We start from the raw sequence: 25,877 nt of genomic DNA on the forward strand, positions 1-25,877 counted from the left end.
GCAGTTTACTTGGTTTTCAACCTGGAGGTCATATGGATCATCGTTTAGCGGGTATCGTTGCTTGTCCTGTGTGTCATGGCAAGCTTGATTATCATCCTCAAGAACAAGAGTTAATTTGTAAACCTGATGGTTTAGCTTTTCCTATCCAAGACGGGATCCCCGTATTATTGGAAAATGAAGCTCGTAGCTTAACAGCAGATGAGAGCTAATAATGAGCTTCGTGGTTATTATCCCAGCACGCTATGCTTCTTCACGACTTCCTGGTAAGCCTTTAGCGGATATTCATGGGCAACCAATGATTGTTCATGTGTTGAACCAAGCGCGTGCTGCAGGCGCAGACCGCGTTATTGTCGCCACGGATCATGCTGAGGTGGCTGCAGCGGTCAATGCTGCGGGGGGAGAGGTCTGTATGACCCGTACTGATCATCAATCGGGTACTGAACGTTTGGCTGAAGTTATCGAACAATATCAGTTCGATGATTCGACCATTATCGTCAATGTCCAAGGTGATGAACCCTTAATCCCTCCGGCAATTATCAAACAAGTGGCGAATAATTTAGCTCATGCTGACTGCGGTATGGCGACATTATCTGCGCCGATCCTTGATCCGCATGAGGCATTCAATCCTAATGCGGTGAAAGTGGTTACCGATAAACAGGGTTATGCTTTGTACTTTTCGAGAGCCACGATCCCTTGGGACCGTGAACGCTTCGCTCAGTCCCAGGCCACCATTGGCGATCAGTTCCAGCGCCATCTAGGTATTTATGCCTATCGTGCAGGATTTATTCGCCAATATATTACTTGGGCACCTTGTCCGCTTGAACAGTGTGAGTTACTGGAGCAGCTGCGCGTTTTGTGGAACGGTGAAAAAATTCATGTTGCAACGGCTGAAGCGATCCCAGCCGTTGGGGTAGATACTGCTGAAGATCTTGAAAGAGTACGAGAAGTTTTAGCCTAAACCAAGGTTGGCCCTTCGGGGCTAACCTTGCGTGATCCACTGCCACATCCTTCCTAACCCTTCATACCAAGCTCGTTCACTATGGCTTAACCAGTAGGGTGAGGGGATGGCACGTTCCCAACCGTTAAGTGGTGAGTGTATAGCTAATTGATTAGCGGGCGCTGGAATAGGTGATAAGTGTTGTTCGGCAAAAAATTGCAAGGCTCTCGGAAGGTGATTGGCCGAGGTGACTAAAATAAAAGGCTGGTCACCGAGCAAGTGTTTCACGGCGATAGCCTCGTGGTGAGTGTCGCGAGGTGAATCTAAGGTTACGATTTTATCTCTAGGCACGCCGAGTGTTTCGGCCACTTCTGCGGCCACACTCGCACTACTACGAGGATTATTACCTGCCGCGGCGCCGGTGAAAATGATTTTTGCGGAGGGATTCATTCGCCACTGTCTAACCCCCTCTGTGACCCTGGGTAAACTGTTACCCAGTAAGTTGGAGCTGGGTGCCCATTCTGGGTTATAGGTGTAACCACCCCCTAGCACCACAATCGCGGCTACCGGAGAGGAGTGGTTGAGTGTCGGATAGTGATTCTCAATGGGTGTCAGTAAGCGATCAGCGACCGGCTGTAGACTTAATAAGAGAAGGCCTATCCACCCCGTGGTCAGACAGATTTTGGCTAAACGCTGACGTTGACTGAACCATAGAAAAAAAAGTCCAATGCCTAATAAGACCAATAAAAAAGGGAGTGGTAGGAGTAAACCACCCGTTATTTTTTTTAAAGTAAATAGCATAGTTGACCCCGAATCGAACGAAAAAACAGCACCCAACACAGGATTCTGCAGGCAATAGCTCCATTCACATCAGAGCTGTGACAAAATAGCATATTTCCTCTGTCGTTTATGCGGAGTATCAGTATGATGGATCGAAATTTCGATGATTTGGCAGAACGTTTTGCGCAAAACATCTATGGCACCCTGAAGGGGCGTATACGACAGATTATTCTTTGGGAAGAGTTAGATCAGATTTTAGCAACACTACCCAACAAGACCTTATCTATTCTTGACGCAGGAGGAGGGATCGGACAAATCTCTTCTGGCCTAGCGCAGCGCGGTCATCAAATTACATTATGCGATGTCTCTGAACAGATGTTGATTCGGGCCAAGCACCATGCAGAAGAACGAGGTGTTGCGTCGCAGATGCGTTTTGTCCAAACCAGTGCACAACAAGTGGGGGCTGAACTAGAACAACCGGTCGATCTCGTTCTTTTTCATGCGGTACTAGAGTGGATTGCTGAGCCTGAGAAAACGCTCGCTGCTTTATTCGACACCCTATCCCCGGGTGGCGTGTTATCATTGATGTTTTACAATCTTCATGGCTTAACGCTACAGAATTTAACCTTGGGAAATTTCGGTTATCTGAAAGCACATATGAAGAAGCGAAAGAAAAAGACGCTTTCGCCCGATTATCCCCGTGATCCTGCCGAGGTCGACCAATGGTTAAATAACATTGGTTTTAAGATTGAAAGTAAAGCAGGGATCCGAGTATTTAGTGACTTCATACGCGATCTCCCTCCTTCCGCAAATGGTGAAGAGGGGATTATTGAAATGGAACGGCGTTACAGTCGTCAGGAACCTTTTATGAGTTTAGGGCGTTATATTCACGTCACGGCACGTAAGCCCGCAAGAAAGGATGAGCTATGAGTGATTTTACCCAGACTATACCTGAATTGGTGTCGTGGGCCCGCAAAAGTGATTTTGCTATCTCTCTCCCCGTCGAGCGATTAGCTTTTCTGCTCGCCATAGCGACGCTGAATGGCGAGCGAATTGAAGGTGAGCTGACGGAATCTGAATTAATGGATGCTTTCAAACATGTCAGCAATGTCTTCGAACAAAGTCCTGAAACGGTTGAGTTACGGGGAAATAATGCGATTAACGACATGGTTAAACAGCGTATCCTGAACCGATTTACCTCTGAGCAAGCTGAAGGCTACGCCATCTATCGCTTAACCCCCTTAGCCATCGGGATTACTGATTATTATGTCCGCCAAAAAGAGTTCTCAACCTTACGCTTATCGATGCAGCTATCGATAGTGGGTAACGAGCTAAAACGCGCGGCAGACGATGCCCATCAGGATGGCGATCAATTTCATTGGCACCGTAACGTATTTGCTCCGCTGAAGTATTCGGTCGCTGAAATCTTCGATAGTATCGATCTTACTCAGCGACAAATGGATGAACAGCAACAGCAAATCAAACAAGAGATTGCCGACCTACTGAATAAGGATTGGCGGGCTGCCATTTCAAGTTGTGAGATTTTGCTCTCAGAAACCTCAGGAACCTTACGTGAATTGCAAGATACGTTGGAAGCAGCGGGCGATAAACTGCAAACTCACCTATTAGTGATACAAGAATCTATCTATGGTGTTCCTGATCTAGCTTATATCGATAAACTGATTTTCGAACTACAAAATAAATTAGACAGAATTATTAGTTGGGGCCAACAAGCTATCGATTTATGGATTGGATACGACCGCCATGTGCATAAGTTTATTCGGACTGCAATCGACTTAGATAAGAATCGTGTCTTCGCCCAGCGTTTACGGCAATCTGTACAACATTATTTTGATGCCCCATGGGCACTTACTTATAGCAGCGCTGAACGGTTGTACGATACGCGTGATGACGAAATGACGTTACGCAACGACGATGTGATGGGCGAGCTCCCCCCAGAACTTGAATTCGAAGAATTTAATGAAATTCGTGAGCAGTTAGCGGCAATGATTGAACAGGCGCTCCAAGCTTACCGTCGTGAAGGTAAGCCGCTCAATCTGGCAGAGGTGATGAAACTCTATCTCGCTCAATACCCTCGAGCACGGCATTTCGACCTCGCACGCATTGTGGTCGACCAAGCGGTGCAACTGGGGGTTTCTGAAGCCGATTTGGCAGGATTACCTGCTGAATGGCACACTATTAATGAATATGGCGCTAAGGTGCAGGCACATGTCATCGACAAATATTGAACAAGTGATGCCAGTTAAATTGGCTCAAGCTCTTGCTAATCCGTTATTTCCAGCCTTAGACAGCCATTTACGCGCAGGTCGCCATATCAGTCTGGAAGACCTTGATCAACATGCTCTATTGATGGATTTTGAACACGAACTCGCCGAGTTTTACGGGCGTTACCATGTGGAACTTGTCCGAGCACCAGAAGGCTTCTTCTATCTGCGCCCACGTTCAACAACGCTCATCGCGCGTTCGGTGCTGTCAGAATTAGATATGATGGTCGGTAAAATTTTATGCTATCTCTACCTCAGCCCAGAACGCTTGGCCAATGAGGGGATCTTCACCTTTCAAGAACTGTATGACGAATTGTTGAGTTTAGCTGATGAAAGTAAATTGCTCCGTTTCGTTAACCAACGTTCTACCGGTTCCGATGTAGATAGAGCAAAACTACTGGATAAAGTACGTTCCTCGTTAAACCGGTTACGCCGATTAGGTATGGTGTGGTTTATGGCGAACGACAGCAGTAAATTTAGAATTAAAGAGTCAGTCTTTCGCTTTGGTGCGGAAGTACGTAGTGGTGACGATCCGCGCGAGGCGCAACTCCGCTTAATTCGTGACGGTGAAGCGGTTGAGATCGAAACTGGCTCAGGACTAACAGATGAAGAAAAAGAGCATGCCGATGATGACGCGGCAGAAGGGCAACAAGAAGGTGATGACGCATGATTGAACGTGGAAAATTTCGTTCGCTTACCCTAATAAACTGGAATGGATTCTTTGCCCGGACGTTTGACCTAGATGAATTGGTCACGACCCTATCAGGTGGGAACGGTGCCGGTAAATCGACAACGATGGCGGCCTTTATTACCGCTTTGATTCCTGATTTGACACTATTACATTTCCGGAATACGACCGAAGCTGGGGCGACTACAGGTTCTAGAGATAAAGGACTGCACGGTAAGCTTCGTCCGGGTGTCTGTTATGCCGCTTTAGATGTTGTCAACTCCCGTGGTCAGCGCTCGTTAGTCGGCGTACGTCTTCAGCAAGTTGCAGGGCGTGATAAAAAAGTCGATATCAAACCTTTCAGCATCCATGATATTCCTGAAGATACCTTGCCCACTGATCTCTTAACCGAGGTCTTGAATAGCCGTCAGGCCAAGGTGCGTCCGCTAAGTGAAGTTAAAGAGCGGATGGATGCGCAACAGGTTATGACCTTCAAAGCGTACAGTTCGGTGACCGATTATCACAGCATGATGTTCGATCACGGCATTGTTCCCCGTCGTTTACGCAGCCAAAGTGATCGGAGTAAATTCTATCGCTTGATCGAAGCCTCTTTATACGGTGGTATATCAAGTACGATCACCCGTTCACTACGTGATTATTTACTACCTGAAAATGGTGGTGTGCGTAAGGCTTTCCAAGATATGGAAGGCGCTTTACGTGAAAATAGGATGACCCTTGAAGCGATTCGTGTCACTCAAGCCGATCGTAGTCTGTTTAAACATCTGATTACCGAAGCAACACAATATGTTGCTTCAGACTATATGCGTCACGCGAATGATCGCCGTGTCAATCTGGATGGCGCGATTGCACTACGTCAAGAATTACAGACGGGTCGCCACCAGTTAAAGACTGAACAGTTCCGTCATGTCGAAATGGCTCGCGAGCTCTCTGAGCACGTTGAGGCAGAAGGGGATTTGGAAAGCGAATACCAGGCTGCCAGTGACCATCTAACTGTGGTACAGAACGCGGTACGTCAGCAAGAAAAAATCGAGCGTTACGAAAACGAGATTGAAGAGCTTTCATATCGTTTAGAAGAGCAACAAGAAGTCGTCGCCGAAGCTCAAGAAATTAATGAAGCGCATCAAGAGAATGTTGAAGCTTCTGAAATTGAAGTCGATGAACTCAAAAGTCAGCTTGCTAATTTCCAACAGGCGTTAGACGTCCAACAAACACGTGCTATTCAGTATCAACAAGCAGTCAATGCGCTACAGCGTGCAAAAGATCTCTGTCATATTGAGGACTTGTCTTCTGAGAACGCCAGCGAATGGCAGGCGCGTTTCCAATCCCGCGAAGAAGAAGCAACGAATTTACTGCTCAATTTAGAACAAAAATTAAGTGTCGCACAGGCAGCACACAGCCAGTTCAATCAGGCCTTAGAACTGGTGCAACAAATTAGTGGACCAGTCAATCGTACTGAGGCGTGGCAAGTGGGTCGCGAAGCACTACGTGAAGCACAACAACAACGCCATCTTGCTGATCAGTTACCCTCGTTACGCCTGCGTCTGTCGGAGCTGGAACAGCGGCTTCGTGAACAGCATGATGCGGAGCGTCTGTTGGCCGAGTTTTGCAAACGCCAAGGCCAGCAATACGAAGCGGATGCGCTAGAAGATTTACACCGTGAATACGAAGCGCGGATTGAGCAACTGAGCTCTGGCGTTGATGAAGCCAGTGAACAGAGGTTGTTACATCGCCAATCATTAGATCAAATTCGCGAAAAGATCAGTACCTTAACTAACCGTGCACCGCATTGGTTAGCCGCACAAGAGATCCTGACACAGTTGAGTGAGCAGACTGGCCAAGTCTTTACGCAAAGTAGTCAGGTAACAGAATACATGCAGTATCTGTTGGAACGTGAACGGGAAACCACCGTTGAACGTGATGAGGTTGCCAGCCGTCGCCGTCAAGTCGAGCAGCAAATTGAACGTCTCAGCCAACCGGGTGGTGCGGAAGATAGCCGCTTAAATCACTTAGCCGAAAAGTTTGGGGGGGTGCTGCTCTCTGAAATCTATGATGATGTTACCCTCGAGGATGCGCCTTATTTCTCAGCGCTATATGGACCTTCTCGACATGCGATTGTCGTACCTGAGTTAGCGCCTATCCAAGCATTACTGGCGGATCTGGACGATTGTCCTGAAGATCTTTACCTGATTGAAGGGGACCCGCAATCTTTTGATGATAGTGTGTTCAGTGTCGAAGAATTGAACCAAGCGGTAGTAGTAAAAATTGCTGATCGCCAGTGGCGTTATTCACGTTTCCCGAAAGTTCCTCTGTTTGGTCGGGCAGCCCGCGAAAATCAACTGGAACTCCTTTCGCAAGAGCGTGATGTTCTAAGTGAAAAGTATGCCACGCTCTCTTTTGATGTTCAGAAATCACAGCGTCTGCACCAATCCTTTAGCCGTTTCATTGGTAGCCATTTGGCGATAGCCTTTGAACAAGATCCTGAAGCGCAGATCCGCCAACTCACCTCACGACGTACCGATATTGAACGGGCGATGGCGCAACATGAAGCGAATACTCAACAGCAGCGTCAGCAATTCGAGACAGCTCGTGAAGGGGTAGCATTACTTAACCGTCTTCTACCTCGCGTTAATTTGCTTCTCGATGAAACATTGGCAGATCGTTGCGAAGAGCTACGTGAACAGGTTGATGAGTCGCAAGAAGCGGCGCGATTCTTACATCAGTTTGGGCAAAAACTTGCCAAGCTTGAGTCAATAATTAGTGTGTTGCAAAGTGATCCAGAACAACATCAGCAGTTGCAAGACGATTACCGCACTGCGCAACAGCAGCAGCGAGATTACCGTCAGCAAGCTTTTGCGTTAACTGAAGTCGTCCAGCGTCGTGCCCACTTCAATTACTCTGAAGCCGAGGGGATGGTCGACGGTAACAGTGATTTGACCCAAAAGTTACGCCAACAATTAGCGCACGCTGAGGACGAGCGCGCCGAGTTGCGCGACCGTCTACGTCAACATCAGCAGCAGTTGACACAGAGTAGCCAGTTATTAGCTTCGCTGAAAAGTTCTTATGATGCGAAGCGCGATATGCTGTCGGAATTACAACAAGAGATGCAAGCCTTGGGGGCCAAAGCCGATCCTCATGCCGAGCTTCAGGCTAAAGAGTTACGTGATTCACTTTATCATCAGTTAAGTCATAATCGCGCCCGCCGTCATCAATTGGAAAAACAATTGACCTTCTGTGAAGCAGAGATGGAGTCGTTACAAAAACGATTACGGAAAGTTGAACGGGATTACAGCCAAGGCCGTAACCAAGTAGTCACTGCAAAAGCGGGGTGGTGTACCGTTTTACGTTTAGTAAAAGAGAATGGCTTAGAAAGACGTTTACACCGTCGTGAGTTGGCATACTTAGGCGGTGATGAACTGCGGTCAATGTCGGATAAAGCGCTTGGGGCGTTACGTTTGGCGGTGGCCGATAATGAACACCTCCGCGATGTATTACGTCTGTCAGAAGAGCCACGTTATCCAGAGCGTAAGATTCGTTTCTTTATAGCGGTCTATCAGCACCTTCGTGAAAGGATTCGTCAGGATATCATCCGTACTGATGACCCAATCGAAGCCATTGAGCAGATGGAGATTGAACTTAATCGCTTAACCGAAGAGTTAACTTCACGTGAGCAAACACTGGCAATCAGTTCACGGAGTGCTGCGAATATTATTCGTAAAACGATTCAACGCGAACAGACCCGTATCCGCCAATTAAACCAAGGGTTACAAGCGGTTAAATTCGGGCAGGTGAATAGTGTTCGCTTGAATGTCAATGTCCGAGAGGCTCATTCAACCCTATTGGAAACGCTTGCTCAGGACCATGAGCAGCATCAGGACCTGTTTAATAGTCAACGGTTGACGTTCTCAGAAGCCTTAGCCAAACTTTACCAACGTCTTAACCCACATATCGATTTGGGTAGCAGGACACCACAGGTTATTGGCGAAGAGTTATTGGATTATCGTAACTACTTGGAGATGGAAGTCGAGGTCAACCGTGGTTCTGACGGTTGGCTGCGCGCCGAGAGTGGGGCGCTGTCGACAGGGGAAGCCATTGGTACAGGGATGTCGATCTTGGTTATGGTGGTACAAAGTTGGGAGGATGAATCTCGCCGTCTTAGAGGGAAAGACATCTCTCCGTGCCGCTTATTGTTCTTGGATGAAGCTGCACGACTGGACGCAAGATCAATCGCCACGCTCTTTGAACTGTGTGAGCGGCTTGAGATGCAATTAGTCATTGCAGCACCAGAAAATATTAGCCCAGAAAAAGGCACAACTTATAAATTAATGCGTAAAGTCGTAAACGAGATTGAACACGTACATGTGGTTGGATTGAAAGGGTTTTCCCCAGAAGTCACGCCAGTACAGGTGGCCTCGGAATCGTTCGCCGACGAAAATTAGATTAGCCTGAATTATCATTTGTTCCTGATTAAACGACATTTGTTTATAACAAATGTCGTTTTTTCGTTTACACTCAAAGGAAGAAAATAATAAAAAACATTGAACTTTTTGGTGCGTGTCTAAACAAGGTAAGGAGTCAGGGATGTTTCTAAAGTGTTTTCAGCTCAAACCGGTATTGCTAATCGGCGGTATGTCATTAGCAATCGGCAGTTCGATGGCCGCACAAGCCGCCTCTGAGCAGGCGAGCTCACCCATTACCCATACTAATACTCCTAGCCAGCGTATTACTTCGATCTATCAAGCGTTGCCCTCTGGCGTTTCACCTTATTATGGCAGTTTATTGACGTCAGTCTATCGCCAGCATCATCAGCAACCGTTATGGACGGATGAGTCGGCGATACGTAGCTTCGAGCAGCAGCTTTCTGAGGTGGCGCTGTCTGGCGTGCAACCTCAGTTTACACGGTGGCTTTCGATATTAAGCCGAAATGATTTATCGAATGATGCACGGGATGTCGTACTCTCCGATGCCTTACTGGGCTATCTCCAATTTGTGAATGCTGCACCCGCACAAGGTGAAACATGGTTTTACGGTCCGAATGGCTTTCGCCTGACCGCACCAAGCTCTGCCTTGGTAGGGCGTTGGATGCAAGCAGTTAATCACGGTACAACCCAACAATTTATCGATAGCTTAATACCCCAGCACCCGCAATACCGCCCCATGCAAAAAGCGCTGGTGGTGTTACTCGCTGACAATAAGCCTTGGCCAAAACTTGACTTAACCCATACGATACGCCCAGGCGATAGTGACCCAGCAATTCCTCAATTAAGGCAATTACTGGTTCGCGCTGGTTGGCTCAGTGAAACCGATGCACAGGCCTCAATTCCTGCTGCAGCACAAGCCGAACAATCACAATCAGCGCAATCGCAACCCGTCGCTGCGCCTAGCCAGCAAAGGATGCTATCTCCGGCGCCGGCATCCAATAATGTCGCGCCAGCATTCAATGGCCCAGCGGAAAATATCTATACCGATGCCATGGTTTCTGCTGTGAAACGTTTTCAACATTGGCAGGGCTTAACCGATGACGGGGTAATAGGCTACAAAACGCGTGAATGGTTAACTATTACTCCGCATCAACGTGCGACTTTACTCGCGTTAAATATGCAGCGTTTACGTTTATTACCCGATGATATGCATAATGGCATCATGGTAAATATCGCGAACTATTCATTGAATTACTACGTTGAAGGGAAAACAATTCTTTCATCACGCGTTATCGTAGGGCGTCCTGATAGAAAAACTCCTCTTATGCGCAGTGCTTTGAATAGTGTGGTGCTCAACCCGACGTGGACGGTACCCAATACCTTGATTCGTGAGGATCTGGTGCCCAAACTGCGCAAAGATCCCAGCTATTTAGCTAAGCATAATTTTACCCTTTATTCTGGATGGGGTGCAGATGCAACGGTTGTTAACCCGTCAAGTGTGAACTGGCAGACCGTTTCCGCTTCGGCTTTCCCATATCGTGTTATGCAGTCGCCGGGACCACAAAACTCTCTGGGCCGCTACAAATTCAATATGCCTAGCTCCGATGCGATTTACTTACACGATACGCCTAACCATGGACTATTCCAGCAAGATATCAGAGCCATCAGTTCGGGCTGTGTTCGGGTAAATAAAGCGGCGCAATTGGCTGGATTACTTCTAAAAGATGTCGGTTGGGATCAGAGCCGCATTTCCTCTACCCTTGACAGTCGAACAACTCGGCCTATTTCGATTCGTCACCGTATCCCAGTCAATCTTTACTATTTAACGGCATGGGTAAGTGAAGAAGGGCAGGCACAGTTCCGTACTGACATCTATAATTATGATCAATTGGCGCGTTCAGGCTGGAGCGCAATCAGTAACGCCGAGAAGTTTTTATTGTAGACTCACCATTCAGCTGGCTAATAAGCCAGCTGAATGTCTTACTAAATGTAATTAAATTGATCGTTCTCATGTCTGCGTCTTGACGAAGGGCAACACTCTGGGTATGGTTCCTCTGTTGTTTTTTTGTCCTTTAGTCTCGCGGATCCCATGCCCATGGAAAAAATTGATTCACATCGTCGTAAACTGCTTTTACTTGGTTCAGCTGCAGCCGGAATTTCTTGCCTTCCACAGTTCGCACAAGCCTCTTTATCGACCTCGCGCCCTAAAATTTTGACGTTAAATAACATCAATACTGGGGAGAGTTTAAAAGCAGAGTTCTTTAACGGTAAAACCTATAATCCGAGTGAACTTGCAAGGCTCAATCATTTTTTCCGTGATTACCGTGCAGACAAAATTCATGCCATAGACCCACATCTTTTTGAACATATCTACCGACTCCAAGTCATGCTGGACACACGCAAGCCTATCCAACTGGTTTCAGGCTTTCGGAGTATTGCCACTAACAACCATTTACGTGGCAGAAGCGCCCATAGTGGCGTAGCTAAGCACAGTTATCATACGCTAGGCCAAGCAATGGACTTTCATATCGAAGGTGTTGCATTGAGTAATGTTAGAAAAGCTGCGCTAAAAATGAATGCCGGTGGGGTGGGGTACTACCCTAAGAGCAATTTCGTGCATATTGATACCGGTCCAGTTCGTCATTGGTCCTGAGATGAATAATGAGATGAGTGGTATAGCGTATCAGCTAATCCCAGTAACGGCTTTCGCACAAAATTGTAGCGTTGTAGTGTGTACCAATACGGGTAGCGCAGCGCTAATAGATCCTGGCGGCGATGCAGAAAAGATTACGGCACTGCTGCATCAACAGGTCATCAGCGTCGATAAAATTTTACTGACGCATGGTCATTTGGACCATGTAGGTGCGGCAAAGGTTTTAGCTCAACAGTTTAACGTGCCGTTAATCGGCCCGCATCGTGATGACCTGTTTCTTTTTGAGAGTTTGCCTCAGCAAAGCGCAATGTTTGGTTTTCCCCATTGCGAGGTGTTTTATCCCGATTACTGGTTAGAGGAAGGCGAATCCGTCAGCGTTGGCGATCTGGAATTTAGTATCCTTCATTGTCCGGGTCATACCCCTGGACACATAGTGTTTTATCAAGCAGAGCAACAAGTGATGTTCTCTGGTGATGTGATTTTTAAAGGGGGAGTGGGACGTAGTGATTTCCCCCGAGGTAACGGGCAACAATTGATTCAGTCGATTGTACAGAAGTTACTGCCTCTGGGTGATGACATCACTTTTATCCCAGGCCATGGCCCCCGCTCAACCCTCGGTCATGAGCGTTTAACTAACCCTTTCTTACGTTAAAAAAGTGCCCGGCAATGACCGGGCATTTATTTTATCGCGTCACACTGATGATAGACTCGCACAGACGAGACATATTTTCAGGAGTCATGCCGGCAATATTGATCCGACCCGAGGCGACAGCGTAGATGGCAAACTCATCACGTAATCGCATAACCTGTTCTTTGCTTAGCCCGCTATAGGAAAACATTCCATTCTGATTATTGATAAATGAGAAGTCTTGTGTCGCCCCCTTTTCCTGTAACGTCTGCACGAATAGCTGACGCATACGCTGGATACGCTGGCGTACTTCTAGTAGCTCTTGCTCCCAAACCGCCTTCAAACTGTCGTCGTTCAGAATAGTGGCTACAACGGCGGCGCCATGTGAGGGGGGATTAGAGTAATTGGCACGAATTACGGCTTTGACTTGGCTAAAGGCATCCTGACCTTCTTTAGCGGTATTGGTTTTCAGCGTGAAAGCACCGGTACGTTCATTATATAAACCAAAGTTTTTAGAGAAAGAGCTACAAACAATAAACTCTTGATGGGATTCCGCAAATAAGCGTAGACCTTGCGCGTCTTCATCCAAACCTTGTCCTAGACCTTGATAGGCAAAATCGAACAGAGGAAGTAACGATTTGCGCAAAATCAGCTCTGAGAGTTGCTGCCATTGCTCCAAGGTTGGGTCTATACCTGTAGGATTATGGCAACAACCATGCAGAAGTACGATATCTCCGGCAGTCGCTGACTCCAGTGAGTCAAGCATCCCCGAAAAATTCAGTGTGTGCGTCTCTGCTTGATAGTAGTTATAAGTTACGACCTCTAAACCACTCGCGGAGAAGATATTATGGTGGTTTGGCCAGCTTGGATCACTGACCCAAATACGTTTGGCGGTAGTATGTTGCGCAAGAAAATCTGCAGCGATACGTAGGGCTCCGGTGCCCCCTGGCGTCTGCGCAGTGAAGAGGCATTGAGTGTCTAATATAGGATTGTCTGCGCCGAAAAGTAAGCGTTGGCTTGCTTGGGCATAGGCACTGTTGCCTTCAATACTGAGATAATTTTTGCTTGTTTCGGTGTCGACTATCTGCTGCTCAGCCTTTTTGACACTGACCATCACAGGGGTTTGGCCGGTCTCGTCTTTATAGACCCCTATACCTAAATTTATCTTGTTAGGACGAAGATCATTCTTATATAAATCCGCTAGCCCTAGAATAGGATCAGCCGGCGCAGCAGGGATTGACTCAAACATATTAATATCCGAATTGAAGTGTGGTAAGCATTAGGGTAGCGGTATGTCGAAATCCGTACAACGGTTTAAAAAAATTTTTCCGGTGAACAGGAGATGAAAAGTGGCTACCCCAATAGGTAGCCACAAGTAACACTTAGAATTGGTAGACAAGACCCGTTGCAACGATATTGTCGTTGTTAATGCCGAGCTTGTTATTGTTGCTAAGCTGGTTAATACGATAATCCACGTAGGTCGACATATTTTTATTAAAGTAGTAACTGGTACCGACTTCAATATATTTCACAAGGTCTACATTACCGATCCCTTCAACATCCTTCGCTTTTTGTTGGATAAAGGCTAAAGATGGGCGTAAACCGAAGTCGAACTGATACTGCGCGACAGCTTCGAAGTTTTGAGTTTTATTCGCAAAACCAGATTTAGAGACCCCATTAATATCGCTACTGATACGGGTCGCATTCTGTCCTTCTGCGTAAGTGACGGCAACATACACTGGTGCATTATCATATTTTAGGCCTACTCCCCAGACGCTGGCGGTATCGCCGCTACCGTAATCCATTGTATGTTGCTTGGTGGTACGGTTTTGTTGTTGGTAAGCGCCGGTGATGGCGAAGCTATAAGGCAGTGCATAACTGGTCGAAACGCCCCAGCCATCGCCATTAGAACGTTGTACATCATCGCGTTCATTCTTGCCTTGATACTGCAGGGCGATGTTTAATCCTTCGATTAAACCAAAGAAGTTAACGTTACGGTAGGTGGCAACGCCGGTGGTACGGCCTGTCATTGAATCGGAGTAACCAAAATCGCCACCAAATTCTGGCAGCATATCGGTATAGCTCAACACATCGTACGCAACGGCATAGTTACGTCCATAATCGAGGGACCCATACTGGTCGAAACGAAGACCGGCGAATCCTAAACGAGTTTTATTGCCGTTTTGTGCATCGCTCCCTTCACTATTATTGGCTTGTATATTGTATTCCCACTGACCATAACCAGTCATGTTCTCACTAATCTGTGTTTCACCTTTGAAACCAAAACGGACATATGAGAAATCACCATCACTGCTGTTATCATTTGAAAAATAGTGTAATCCAACAGCCTTACCGTACAAATCTAGCTTGTTACCGTCTTTATTATAGATCTCTGCAGCTTGAGCTGAAGAGATGGCTAAAAGACTTGGAACCAGTAGAGAAAGAATTTTACGCTTCATCATTAATACCCTCATGGCATTATTAATTATTTTTATGTTTTAGAGTTTGAAAGCCCGTTGCGGGCTCGTATTGAATAGCATTTTTAGCGATATTTACAACTATGTTGAAACGAAAAGAAGATAAACATCACATTTATAACCGTATCAAAAGGTAACATAATGTGACATTGTTTTTTATGCAATGATCTCAATCAACAGGCAAAAAAAAATCCGCCGAGGCGGATTTTCATTAGTAATGCTTATGTTAGAAGTTGGCACTACGAGGTGTACGGGGGAAAGCGATGACATCACGCACATTCTGTACCCCGGTAACATAGGAGACGAGGCGTTCGAAGCCTAGGCCAAATCCTGAGTGCGGAACCGTGCCATAACGACGTAAATCGCGGTACCACCAGTAATCTTCTTTATTTAAGCCCATTTCAGCTAAACGTTGGTCTAACACCTCCAACCGCTCTTCACGCTCTGAACCACCAATGATTTCACCAATACCTGGTGCAAGAACATCCATTGCCGCGACGGTCTTACCATCATCGTTCAGTCGCATGTAAAAAGCTTTGATATCTTTTGGATAGTTTTTTACCACAACTGGTGCAGCAAAGTGTTTCTCAGCGAGGTAGCGTTCGTGTTCAGATGAGAGGTCGATTCCCCATTCAACAGGGTTCTCGAAGTTTTGGCCTGATTTAAGCAGAATATCAATCGCATCGGTGTAATCAATTTGGGCGAAATCACTGCTAACGAACTTCTCTAAACGGCTGATTGCTTCTTTGTCTACACGCTCTGCAAAGAAGGCGAGGTCATCTGCACGCTCAGTTAACACCGCATTGAAGCAGTATTTTAACATTGCTTCGGCTAGCGCTGCGGCATCGTCTAAGTGAGCGAAGGCAACTTCCGGCTCAACCATCCAGAATTCCGCCAAGTGACGGCTAGTGTTGGAGTTTTCTGCACGAAATGTTGGGCCAAAAGTATAGATTTTGGACAATGCGCTAGCATAAGTCTCACCATTTAGCTGACCTGATACGGTAAGGAATGCTTCTTTACCGAAGAAGTCTTGGCTATAGTCGACTTTGCCCTGATCGTTACGAGGTAGATTTTCCATATCGAGGGTTGAGACACGGAAAAGTTCACCAGCTCCTTCGGTATCCGAGGCAGTGATCAATGGCGTCGAGACCCAAAAATAGCCTTGCTCGTTAAAAAAGCGGTGGATAGCTTGTGCAAGGGTGTTACGAACGCGTGCGACTGCACCGATCAAGTTCGTACGAGGGCGTAAGTGTGCCACTTCACGAAGGTATTCAATACTATGGCGTTTTGCCGCCATTGGATAGCTATCTGGGTCTTCAACCCAACCCACAACTTTGACAGCTGTCGCTTGAATTTCGAAAGATTGCCCTTGGCCAGGAGACGCTACAACGGTACCAGTGACTTCAACGGAGCAGCCAGTCGTGAGGTGTAACACTTCATCTTGATAATTACTAAGCGAATTATTAACAACCGCCTGAACAGGATTAAAGCAGGAGCCATCATAAATGGCGATAAAGGAAATACCAGCTTTGGAATCTCTACGGGTACGCACCCAGCCACGCACTGTAACTTTTGACTCTACAGCTACACGACCGTCTAGCACGTCCACGACAGGCACTATGCTCATAATTATCTCTCTGTTAGATGGAATCACTATTGAATAAGGTAGGATATGTTACTCAGGCAGGGTAAGTAAACAAGCAAAATAGATAGAAAAAAAAGGTTTAGGCCAGATTATCTCTGGCCTAAGGTTAGCCTGTACAATTTATCTTCGGTAAGTCGAAGGCTTTTTCCAACGCTTTAACGAATGAAATGTCTTGGCAGATGGTTTTCCCAGGGCTATCAGACAACTTGGCAACTGGCTTTCCATCACAACTCGTCAACTTAATCACGATATTCAATGGGTCGACGCCAGGAAGATCACAGGTTAGACGAGTACCAACTCCGAAGATAATGTTGATGCGTGGATCAAAGTGACGGTAAAGTTCAAGCGCTTTATCTAAGGTTAAACTGTCAGAGAAAACTAAGGTTTTCTCGCGAGGGTCAATGCCTAGCGATAGATAGTGCTTGATGATTTTCTCACCCCACGCAACAGGATCGCCTGAGTCGTGACGCACCCCTTGGTAACGGTTAGCAAAGTTAAAACCAAAATCTCGCAGAAACGCATCGGTAGCGATACAGTCGGTTAACGCTATACCGAGCATGTCATTATACTCTTCTAACCACGCCTGTAGTGCGGCGCGTTGGCTATGTGCTAACTCTGAACTGATCTGCTGATGTGCTTGAAACCATTCGTGAGCTTGTGTTCCAACTGGCGCTAATTGATGACGACGCGCGATATCATAATTACTGGTTCCGACAAGCCAAGGAACTTCTCTTACTAACTCTGCTACCACTGATTCTTGCACTGACTGGGAGAAACGACGACGAGTTCCAAAATCCATTAATTTAAAACGCGACATATCGAGGTCAGCCGAGTCTGCTTTAAATTTTGTAAGCTTAGTATTCAGCAGCCCTAATGCATCAGCAGCGGTGACGTTAGGCGAACGGTCACGATGGACGATTTCAGAGATCAAGGCTAAAAGCGGGACTTCCCAAAGAATCACTTCGATCCATGGACCAGCAATGGTCAGTATTAACTGCCCATGTTGATTGCTTACTTTGACTTGCTGCGGGTCAAAGCGGAAGGTCTTAAGCCAATTTAGATAATCGATGGTAAAAAAGGGCAGGGAAGCTAAATAACGGTATTCTTCATCCGTTAAGGCCAACTGCTGCATGGCATTGATTTGCGCGATGATCTCATCGGCATAACCGCCGAGTAATTCATCACCCCGGCACCTAAACTCAGCGGTGACGGATAAATGTCGATAGCGATGAAACACCGCTTGCTGCATATGCAATTTATAAGCATCTGTATCAAGCAGGGTGGTCAGTATCGGAGAAGCAAGTGATTTCATAGTGCTTATCGGCATCCTTTAGACATTATCGCTCTGCAGCCCAGCAGAAATAGTCGTTATATCAGGCAATAGTATAGCTTGTCGCCCTAAAAAGTGAATTGGATCACACCATAGATTATTCGCTAAATCGAGAATAAATTGTGCTAAATGTTAAAATTATGTTCATGGTAGGGCACGACTTGCTGTTGAGCACTGGAATCTGGTATAGAGAGCACCTAGACTTTGAGGTAACACTCTATTATTGACATGGACATGGCATGACACAGCAACCACAAGTTAAATATCGCAAAGATTATACTGCGCCTGAATTTACCATTACTGATATCGACCTAACGTTTCATCTTGATGAAAAAAAGACTAAGGTGCTCGCGGTAAGCCAAGTGAAGCGTTGCGATGCCTCTGCAAAAGACCTTCTATTACAGGGCGAAGGCTTAGTCCTCGTCAGCGTCAACATCAATGGTGAGTTGTGGCAGGACTATGCTATCGAGTCGGGTAATTTATTACTACGTAATGTTCCAGAGCAATTTACCTTAGCAATCGAAAACGAGATCCATCCTGATCAGAATAGTGCACTCGAAGGGCTTTATAAATCGGGTGAAGCCCTCTGTACTCAGTGTGAAGCTGAAGGATTTCATCATATCACATGGTACTTAGATCGCCCGGACGTGCTCGCGCGGTTTAGTACGACGATATACGCTGACAAACAACGTTATCCTTATTTACTCTCTAACGGCAACCGTATCGATGGCGGTGAATTGGACAATGGCCAGCATTGGATTACTTGGCAGGATCCCTTTCCAAAACCCTGCTACCTCTTTGCATTAGTGGCAGGACATTTCGACGTATTACGCGATACTTTCACAACACGCTCTGGGCGTAACGTCGCACTCGAGATATTTGTTGATGAAGGGAACCTTGACCGTGCGGGCTGGGCGATGACCTCGCTAAAACAGAGCATGAAGTGGGATGAAGAGCGTTTTAATTTAGAATATGACTTAGATATCTTTATGATCGTCGCCGTCGACTTCTTCAACATGGGCGCGATGGAGAATAAAGGGCTTAACATCTTTAACTCCAAATATGTGCTGGCTAAACCAGAAACAGCTACCGATAAAGATTATCTTGGTATTGAAGCGGTGATCGGTCATGAATATTTCCACAACTGGAGTGGAAACCGTGTCACCTGCCGTGATTGGTTTCAGTTAAGTCTAAAAGAAGGGCTAACCGTCTTCCGTGACCAAGAATTTAGTTCCGATCTAGGGTCGCGTGCGGTCAACCGGATTGATAATGTTCGAGTGATGCGGGGCGCGCAGTTTGCTGAGGATGCGAGTCCTATGGCTCATCCAATCCGCCCAGAGCAAGTGATGGAGATGAACAACTTCTATACCCTGACCGTTTACGAGAAAGGCTCTGAAGTGATTCGTATGATCCACACTTTGTTGGGAGAAGAAAAATTTCAAGCCGGCATTGCACTCTATTTCCAACGTCATGATGGCAGTGCAGCGACCTGCGAAGACTTCGTTAAAGCGATGGAAGATGCATCGGGGGTCGATCTGACACAATTCCGCCAATGGTACCGCCAGTCAGGGACGCCGATCCTCACGGTAGAGGATGATTATGATCCGAATAGTGAAACCTATACACTAACCGTGACGCAGGAAACCCCTGCTACGGCCGATCAGGCTGAGAAAAAGCCACTGCATATTCCTTTGGCTATAGAACTCTACGATAACGAAGGACAGGTGATCCCACTGCAGTATAAGGGTGAGGCTATCGACCCAGTGCTAAATGTGACTGAAACGACGCAAATTTTTGTCTTCGATAAGGTATGGTTCCAACCAACACCGGCATTACTCTGCGAGTTTTCTGCGCCGGTTAAATTGCATTATCAATGGAGCGATGCGCAACTTACCTTCCTAATGCAGCATGCTCGTAATGCCTTTACTCGTTGGGATGCCGCGCAAAGCTTATTAGCCATCTATTTGAAATTAAATATTTCGCGTTTCGCTCAACAACAGCCATTATCGGTTCCTCGTCATGTTGTCGATGCATTCCGATCTGTACTGGTAGATGAATCCATCGATCCTGCTCTTAAAGCACAGATCTTTACGCTCCCCTCTGAGAATGAAATTGCCGAATGGTTCGACGTCATTAACCCTACTGCTATCGCTGCAGTAAGGGCTTCACTGTTACAACTGCTCGCCACCGCCTTGGTGAAAGAACTTAAGACCACTTATGATAGTAATCAATGTGGGGAATACCGGGTTCAGCAAGAAGATATCGGAAAACGTTCGCTGAAAAATATCGCGCTATCTTACTTAGTCTTTGCAGAGCCGGAACTCGGAGAGCAATTAGCGGTAAGCCAGTATCAATCTGCTAATAATATGACTGATGCATTGGCTGCGATAAGTAGCGCCGTTTCAGCACAGCTCCCCGCCGCCGACCAGCTTCTTGCCCAATGGGATGAGCGTTGGTATCAGGATGGATTAGTCATGGATAAGTGGTTTATCCTACAAGCTACACGTCCGGGAGAGCAGGTGGTAGACCACGTCCGCCAGCTGTTAACGCATCGCTCCTTCACTATGAAAAACCCTAACCGAGTGCGTTCATTGATCGGAGCCTTCTGTTCTGCAAACCCGGCAGCGTTCCATGCTGAAGATGGTTCAGGCTATCAATTCTTGGTTGAGATGTTGACGGATCTTAATCATCGCAATCCGCAAATTGCAGCGAGAATGATTGAACCGTTAATCCGTTTGAAACGATACGATGAAGGCCGCCAGCAGCTGATGCGTGCAGCATTAGAGCAACTTTTAACATTAGATAATCTTTCTCGGGACCTATACGAAAAGATTACTAAGGCGCTAGCGGCGTAGTCACTCCTTCCAAGCTCTAGGCACCAGGCCTAGGGCTTATTTCTGCTGTCTACACGAGTTAAATTTACTTTCACCTTAAAAATGCTACCATCCCACCCTGACTGATGTCCGTCGCAATTACTATTGTCAGCCTTTGGAGGGGAAATGTTGTATCCATTAATTCGTTCTGCGCTATTCCAGTTTGATGCCGAAAAAGTTCATGAAAATACTATTCATGCGTTGAAAAAAGTTAGCGGAACGCCCTTTGAAGCGTTAATCACCCAACGCCTAGCCAATAAGCCGGTCGAGTCGATGGGGATTACTTTTCCCAATCCAGTAGGGTTAGCCGCAGGATTGGATAAAAATGGCGAATGTATCGATGCTTTTGCCGCGATGGGTTTTGGGTTTATCGAAATCGGTACAGTGACCCCACGTGCACAAGCGGGTAACGATAAACCTCGGTTATTTCGTCTCGAACAGGCGGAAGGCATCATTAATCGGATGGGCTTCAATAATCAGGGTGTCAATCAACTGGTCGAGAATGTAAAGGCTTCTCGCTACCGCGGTATTTTGGGTATTAATATTGGTAAAAATAAAGATACTCCGGTGGAACAGGGTAGTGATGATTATTTATTCTGCATGGAAAAGGTATATGCCCATGCCAGTTATATTACTGTAAATATCTCTTCACCTAATACGCCCGGCCTACGATCTTTACAATATGGCGAGGCACTGGATGAGCTATTGGCATCGATCAAAACCAAACAAAGTGATCTTCAACAACGTCATTTAAAATATGTGCCAGTAGTGGTCAAGATCGCGCCGGATCTTTCCCTTGAGGAATTAATTCAAGTTGCAGATAGTTTAGTCCGACATAATATAGATGGAGTGATTGCAACGAATACCACGTTAGATCGCTCCTTAGTGACGGGCCTGCCTTATGCGAGTGAAGCAGGAGGATTGAGCGGCCGCCCAGTCCAATTGAAATCGACAGAGATTATCAGACAATTACACAATGAATTAAACGGGCGCTTACCTATTATCGGTGTCGGCGGTATTGATTCATTGATGGCGGCGAAGGAAAAACGGGCTGCTGGTGCGACTTTATTACAAGTTTATTCTGGGTTTATTTATCACGGACCTAAATTAATAAAAAATATTGTGATGGGTATTTAATCAATGATCGACTCGCACAGATAAAATGGTTTATTTTTTGTGCGATGTCGTTTATATTTCATTCAGATTTGGTAATGAGTAACATTTTTTTTAATAAATTTTTTATTAAAGCTTAAGACTATTTAGGGGTAATTTATGAATTTAAAACCCGATGATTGCTGGCAGTGGCATTACGATTCGGAACAGGATTCCGTTATGTTAGATTTTAATGATGGGACAAGCTTCGCTTCTCAGTTCTCATCTAAGATGCTCATTCCTGACGCTTTTTCCTCTCATCCCTTCTGCGTAGAAGATGCGACGCTTTTCGAACAGTTCGCCGAGAGCTGCCATCAAACCCCCCTTGACGAAACGCAATCTCGACAACTTATTATTAATGGCTTAATAGCGTACCGGTTCCTGAAACCGCAAATGCCAAAAAGTTGGCATTTTGCCTCGCGTCGCCAAGCCCTTCAGCCTGAAGTCGGCGAAATGGTTCTCACCGAGCTCACCAGTAACAATGAACAAGCGCTACTTATGGTGGTGGAAACTAATCAACAAGCTTCCTTATGTGTGGTTGCCCAGCCTGAACTGTTATTAAACAGCGGTAAATCACTTCGCCTTGGCGATGCAATTAAGATTATGAATGATCGTCTCGCTGCTTGGCAGCCAGAACAAGTAGTCGTGTTTGAAAAAGTAGGTTAATTAAGCTCAAGCTTTAACGGACCTGCTTCTGGAACACAACAACAGCTTAATAAGGTTGATGCCGATAGCGCATGACTGTTTAATGCTTTGACTGAACCTGATAATTTGGTGAGACGACAGCTGCCACAACTGCCCATTCGGCATGAGTAGGGAATGGAGTGTCCTTGTAGTTCTAATTGTTCTAGCAAAATCTGTTGGTTATTACCCGTAAAGCGCTTCCCCGCAAACTCAATCTCTATTGCTTTATCCATTGGCGCAGTTCGGGGCATAACGTGAGTCGCTTCCTCTTCGCACCGCTCATTATAAAAACGTGGTGGTTTCGTTTGTAACACTGATAGGCCGTCGCCGACTTGGATTATCCCGCTATTACGGGCAATCAAATTGAGTCCGAAATCGATATCACCACTGCCATCAGCAGCCTGACGAAACTGTGTTAACGTGCGCATGGGTTCACCCTGCGGATGCTTGCGAGCGTTACGATTATTAACAGTAGTAAGAATACAGCGGCTGCAGGGTTTGGCCACGTCAAAAATAATGTCCCCAATACGTACCACAGCCCAATGATCTTCTTGCCATGGCTCAGCCCCTGATACCACAAGGTTTGCTCTGAACTGTTCAATAGCGACGCCAGCAGGACAACGATTTTGTAGATCGTGTAATGAGCCTTCGTTAACTAATAGGAAAGGGTAGCCATCAGCAAAAGAGAGTGGAAGTTCAGGCCGTTTCTTTATTTTGCGCTGCGGGGTTTCGCCAATCCACCGCAATTGCACTGGGTGCGGGAAAAATTGGCTTAGCCACTTATTGATCGCATCGGGCGCAATTTTCGCCGTAAAGTGATTACCCCACACTTCGGTTGGATAATTAATCGTTGAAAAATCGTCAAGCTTAATCCAAGCATGCTGTTGATCGGGGGCTTTAAGGTAAAGACCTTGTTGTGTCAAGGTCGGTGTAAACAACAACATTTCAGGGTATTTACGGGCTGTAACGAAGGTTCCATCCTCTAATGTCACCATAAAATGGCGGTCCCACGCCAACCCCGTCTCCTGCACTAACGCATGGGAAAGCTGAGTACCTTGCATTGACTTAACGGGATATGTGAAGAGTTTGGCGAGGCTAATCATGAGAAGGTGTCTCTTTCGTACGTAACTATTGCAGTAACTTTATGACATAGCGTTGTGATTCGCTATACTAGGCGCAAATTTTCTGATCTTAAGATATTAATTATGAATTCTCTTTTCGCCAGCACCGGTCGTGGACTGGAAGAACTTTTAAAAACAGAACTTGAGGGTTTTGGTGCTCAAGATATACGACTGGTACCGGGAGGTGTTCACTACAGTGGTAACGACGAGGTGATGTACCGGAGTTTACTCTGGAGCAGAATCGCCTCTCGAATCATGTTACCCCTTGGAGAATTCAATGTTTTTAGTGACCTTGATCTCTACGTTGGCGCACAGTCCATTGCCTGGGATGAAATCTTCGAACCGGAATCCTCATTCGTTATCAATTTCCAAGGCACGAACGATGAAATCCGTAATAGTCAATTTGGCGCGCTTCGGATCAAGGATGCCATCGTTGACAGTTTCACCCGTAAAAATCTCCCTCGTCCTAATGTCGACCGAGATTACCCTCATATCCGTATTAATGCGTGGTTACATCGCGATAAAGTGAGCATCTCCTTAGATTTAAGTGGGGATGCTTTACATCAACGTAATTACCGCCACGCTACCGGTCAAGCACCGCTTAAAGAGACATTAGCAGCCGCGATCATTATGCGCTCGGGCTGGAAACCAGGAACACCGATGGTCGATCCCATGTGTGGATCCGGCACGTTATTAATCGAGGCGGCAATGATAGCGGCTGACCGCGCGCCTGGATTACTGCGTGACCACTGGGGCTTCTACGCTTGGAAAAAGTTTAATGAAAGCGAGTGGGATAAGGTTGTCGCTGAGGCACAACAGCGTGCAAACTTAGGTATGCAGAGTAAGCAAATCCGTTTCTTCGGTTATGACAAAGATGGCCAAGTTTTAGAACGCGCGCAAACCAACGCACGTCGTGCTGGTGTAGCGCCCTTTATCAGTTTTAAACGTCAAGATGCGATTCAGCTTAAAAATCCGCAGCCGGAAGCGGAAGTGGGTACCGTCATCAGCAACCCACCTTACGGTGAACGTCTTGAGAACGAACCGGCACTTATTGCCTTACATAGCCAATTAGGCCGAATTCTTAAAGCGCAGTTTGGTGGTTGGAACTTATCGCTCTTTAGCGGTTCACCTGAGCTACTCGACTGCTTACAGTTACGTGCTGACCGTCAATTCAAAGCTAAGAACGGGCCGTTAGATTGCGTACAGAAAAATTATAAACTTCGTGCACCGGTAGAAGGGCAGGTCGTGGGTGAGTTAGCGCCAGATTTTGCTAACCGTCTACGTAAAAACATTAAGAAGTTGGATAAATGGGCGAAGCAGGAAGGGATTGAATGTTATCGCATCTACGATGCTGATCTCCCTGACTATAATATCGCTATCGACCGCTACGCCGACTGTGTCGTGGTTCAAGAGTATGCGCCACCGAAAACGGTTGAGCCGCATAAAGCTCGTCAACGTTTGTTCGACGTGATTAGCGTGACTTTACAAGTCCTCGAATTGCCAGCAAATAAGTTAGTGCTCAAGACCCGTGAACGCCAAAAAGGCACGCAGCAATATCAAAAATTGGCGACGAAAAATGACTTCTTCGAGGTAAGCGAGTTCAATGCACACTTTTGGGTGAACTTGACGGACTACCTCGACACGGGGCTGTTTATTGACCACCGTCTAGCACGTAAAATGCTGGGAGAAATGAGCCGGAATAAAGATTTCCTCAACCTGTTTGCCTATACCGGTACCGCCAGTGTACACGCAGCGTTGGGCGGAGCCAAGTCGACCACCACAGTGGATATGTCTCGGACATACTTGGAGTGGGCAGAGCGTAATTTCCAGTTAAATGATATTTCTGGGCAATCGCACCGCTTAATTCAAGCCGATTGCTTGAGCTGGATTAGAGAATCACGAGAAACGTTCGACCTCATCTTTATCGATCCACCCACCTTCTCTAACTCTAAACGGATGGAAGAGAGCTTTGATGTGCAGCGCGACCACCTGTCGTTGCTGACTGACCTGCAGTATCTATTACGGACCGGTGGCATCATCATGTTTTCAAATAATAAGCGTGGATTCCGGATGGACCACGAGGGCCTTGCCGCTATCGGTTTACAAGCGCGTGATATCACCGCTAAAACACAATCTCAAGATTTCTCGCGCAATAAACACATCCACAATTGTTGGTTGGTTACGCGTGTTGGTCAGGAACAATAAC

At 46.4% G+C, this 25,877-nt stretch carries 19 protein-coding genes; 13 read left to right on the top strand and 6 right to left on the bottom strand.

The window, feature by feature from the left end:
- Window positions 1-32: 32 nt before the first annotated feature.
- Together QJR74_RS05525 and kdsB are read left to right on the top strand one after the other, a co-directional pair.
- Window positions 33-209 carry a Trm112 family protein gene (locus tag QJR74_RS05525; RefSeq protein WP_099822378.1) on the top strand — a complete coding sequence of 59 codons (177 nt, stop codon included), beginning with the start codon at window positions 33-35 and terminating at the stop codon, window positions 207-209.
- Window positions 210-211: 2 nt separating this feature from the next.
- Window positions 212-958, top strand: a complete 747-nt coding sequence (gene kdsB / locus QJR74_RS05530; protein ID WP_304373562.1) for a 3-deoxy-manno-octulosonate cytidylyltransferase — start codon at window positions 212-214, stop codon at window positions 956-958.
- 21 nt (window positions 959-979) lie between these two features.
- On the opposite strand, the gene elyC is transcribed toward kdsB, so the two are convergent.
- Window positions 980-1,738 (bottom strand): envelope biogenesis factor ElyC, encoded by a 759-nt coding sequence (gene elyC, locus QJR74_RS05535; RefSeq protein WP_304373563.1) that lies wholly within the window; start codon window positions 1,736-1,738, stop codon window positions 980-982.
- Between the two features lie 123 nt (window positions 1,739-1,861).
- Here elyC and cmoM point away from each other — a divergent pair, with 123 nt between their 5' ends.
- From cmoM to QJR74_RS05570, 7 genes are all read left to right on the top strand, one after another.
- Window positions 1,862-2,647: a tRNA uridine 5-oxyacetic acid(34) methyltransferase CmoM gene (gene cmoM / locus QJR74_RS05540; RefSeq protein ID WP_304373564.1), complete on the top strand. Its 786-nt coding sequence runs from the start codon at window positions 1,862-1,864 to the stop codon at window positions 2,645-2,647.
- Complete coding sequence (gene mukF, locus QJR74_RS05545) at window positions 2,644-3,966, top strand: chromosome partition protein MukF (protein ID WP_304373565.1); 1,323 nt, start codon at window positions 2,644-2,646, stop codon at window positions 3,964-3,966. Before cmoM ends, mukF begins: the two co-directional genes overlap by 4 nt.
- Entirely contained in the window at window positions 3,947-4,672 is a 726-nt protein-coding gene (mukE, locus tag QJR74_RS05550; protein WP_304373566.1) for a chromosome partition protein MukE, read from the top strand. The genes mukF and mukE overlap by 20 nt, the downstream gene beginning before the upstream one ends.
- The gene (mukB, locus tag QJR74_RS05555) at window positions 4,669-9,126 is read left to right on the top strand and encodes a chromosome partition protein MukB (protein ID WP_304373567.1); all 4,458 of its coding nucleotides are present in this window, start codon (window positions 4,669-4,671) and stop codon (window positions 9,124-9,126) included. Before mukE ends, mukB begins: the two co-directional genes overlap by 4 nt.
- Window positions 9,127-9,268: 142 nt before the next feature.
- A complete protein-coding gene (gene ldtD, locus QJR74_RS05560; RefSeq protein ID WP_304373568.1) occupies window positions 9,269-11,050 on the top strand; it encodes a L,D-transpeptidase in 1,782 nt (593 codons plus the stop codon).
- Window positions 11,051-11,203: 153 nt separating this feature from the next.
- Complete coding sequence (locus QJR74_RS05565) at window positions 11,204-11,761, top strand: YcbK family protein (RefSeq protein ID WP_304373569.1); 558 nt, start codon at window positions 11,204-11,206, stop codon at window positions 11,759-11,761.
- Between the two features lie 22 nt (window positions 11,762-11,783).
- Window positions 11,784-12,413, top strand: coding sequence for an MBL fold metallo-hydrolase (locus QJR74_RS05570; protein WP_304373973.1), 630 nt, complete (start codon window positions 11,784-11,786; stop codon window positions 12,411-12,413).
- A 31-nt stretch (window positions 12,414-12,444) separates the two neighbouring features.
- On the opposite strand, the gene QJR74_RS05575 is transcribed toward QJR74_RS05570, so the two are convergent.
- The 4 genes from QJR74_RS05575 to pncB all read right to left on the bottom strand — a co-directional run bounded on the left by QJR74_RS05575 (window position 12,445) and on the right by pncB (window position 17,823).
- Complete coding sequence (locus QJR74_RS05575) at window positions 12,445-13,638, bottom strand: amino acid aminotransferase (protein WP_304373570.1); 1,194 nt, start codon at window positions 13,636-13,638, stop codon at window positions 12,445-12,447.
- A gap of 133 nt (window positions 13,639-13,771) precedes the next feature.
- Window positions 13,772-14,851, bottom strand: a complete 1,080-nt coding sequence (locus QJR74_RS05580; protein WP_304373571.1) for a porin — start codon at window positions 14,849-14,851, stop codon at window positions 13,772-13,774.
- A 241-nt stretch (window positions 14,852-15,092) separates the two neighbouring features.
- Complete coding sequence (asnS, locus tag QJR74_RS05585; protein WP_304373572.1) at window positions 15,093-16,493, bottom strand: asparagine--tRNA ligase; 1,401 nt, start codon at window positions 16,491-16,493, stop codon at window positions 15,093-15,095.
- Window positions 16,494-16,617: 124 nt separating this feature from the next.
- Window positions 16,618-17,823, bottom strand: coding sequence for a nicotinate phosphoribosyltransferase (gene pncB / locus QJR74_RS05590; RefSeq protein ID WP_304373573.1), 1,206 nt, complete (start codon window positions 17,821-17,823; stop codon window positions 16,618-16,620).
- Between the two features lie 257 nt (window positions 17,824-18,080).
- Between pncB and pepN the strand changes: the two genes are divergently transcribed.
- From pepN to QJR74_RS05605, 3 genes are all read left to right on the top strand, one after another.
- Window positions 18,081-20,696 (top strand): aminopeptidase N, encoded by a 2,616-nt coding sequence (gene pepN, locus QJR74_RS05595; protein WP_304373574.1) that lies wholly within the window; start codon window positions 18,081-18,083, stop codon window positions 20,694-20,696.
- A gap of 144 nt (window positions 20,697-20,840) precedes the next feature.
- The gene (pyrD, locus tag QJR74_RS05600; protein ID WP_304373575.1) at window positions 20,841-21,851 is read left to right on the top strand and encodes a quinone-dependent dihydroorotate dehydrogenase; all 1,011 of its coding nucleotides are present in this window, start codon (window positions 20,841-20,843) and stop codon (window positions 21,849-21,851) included.
- A gap of 135 nt (window positions 21,852-21,986) precedes the next feature.
- Entirely contained in the window at window positions 21,987-22,532 is a 546-nt protein-coding gene (locus QJR74_RS05605) for a cell division protein ZapC (RefSeq protein ID WP_304373576.1), read from the top strand.
- Here the strand turns inward: QJR74_RS05605 and QJR74_RS05610 are convergent.
- On the bottom strand, window positions 22,529-23,653 hold the full coding sequence (locus QJR74_RS05610; RefSeq protein ID WP_304373577.1) for a YcbX family protein: 1,125 nt from the start codon (window positions 23,651-23,653) through the stop codon (window positions 22,529-22,531). The two genes, QJR74_RS05605 and QJR74_RS05610, sit on opposite strands and share 4 nt — an antisense overlap.
- A gap of 102 nt (window positions 23,654-23,755) precedes the next feature.
- On the opposite strand from QJR74_RS05610, the gene rlmKL reads away from it, so the two are divergent.
- Entirely contained in the window at window positions 23,756-25,876 is a 2,121-nt protein-coding gene (rlmKL, locus tag QJR74_RS05615) for a bifunctional 23S rRNA (guanine(2069)-N(7))-methyltransferase RlmK/23S rRNA (guanine(2445)-N(2))-methyltransferase RlmL (RefSeq protein WP_304373578.1), read from the top strand.
- Window position 25,877 lies beyond the last annotated feature (1 nt).

This window comes from Tatumella ptyseos, assembly GCF_030552895.1.
Classification (GTDB): Bacteria; Pseudomonadota; Gammaproteobacteria; order Enterobacterales; family Enterobacteriaceae; genus Rosenbergiella; species Rosenbergiella ptyseos_A.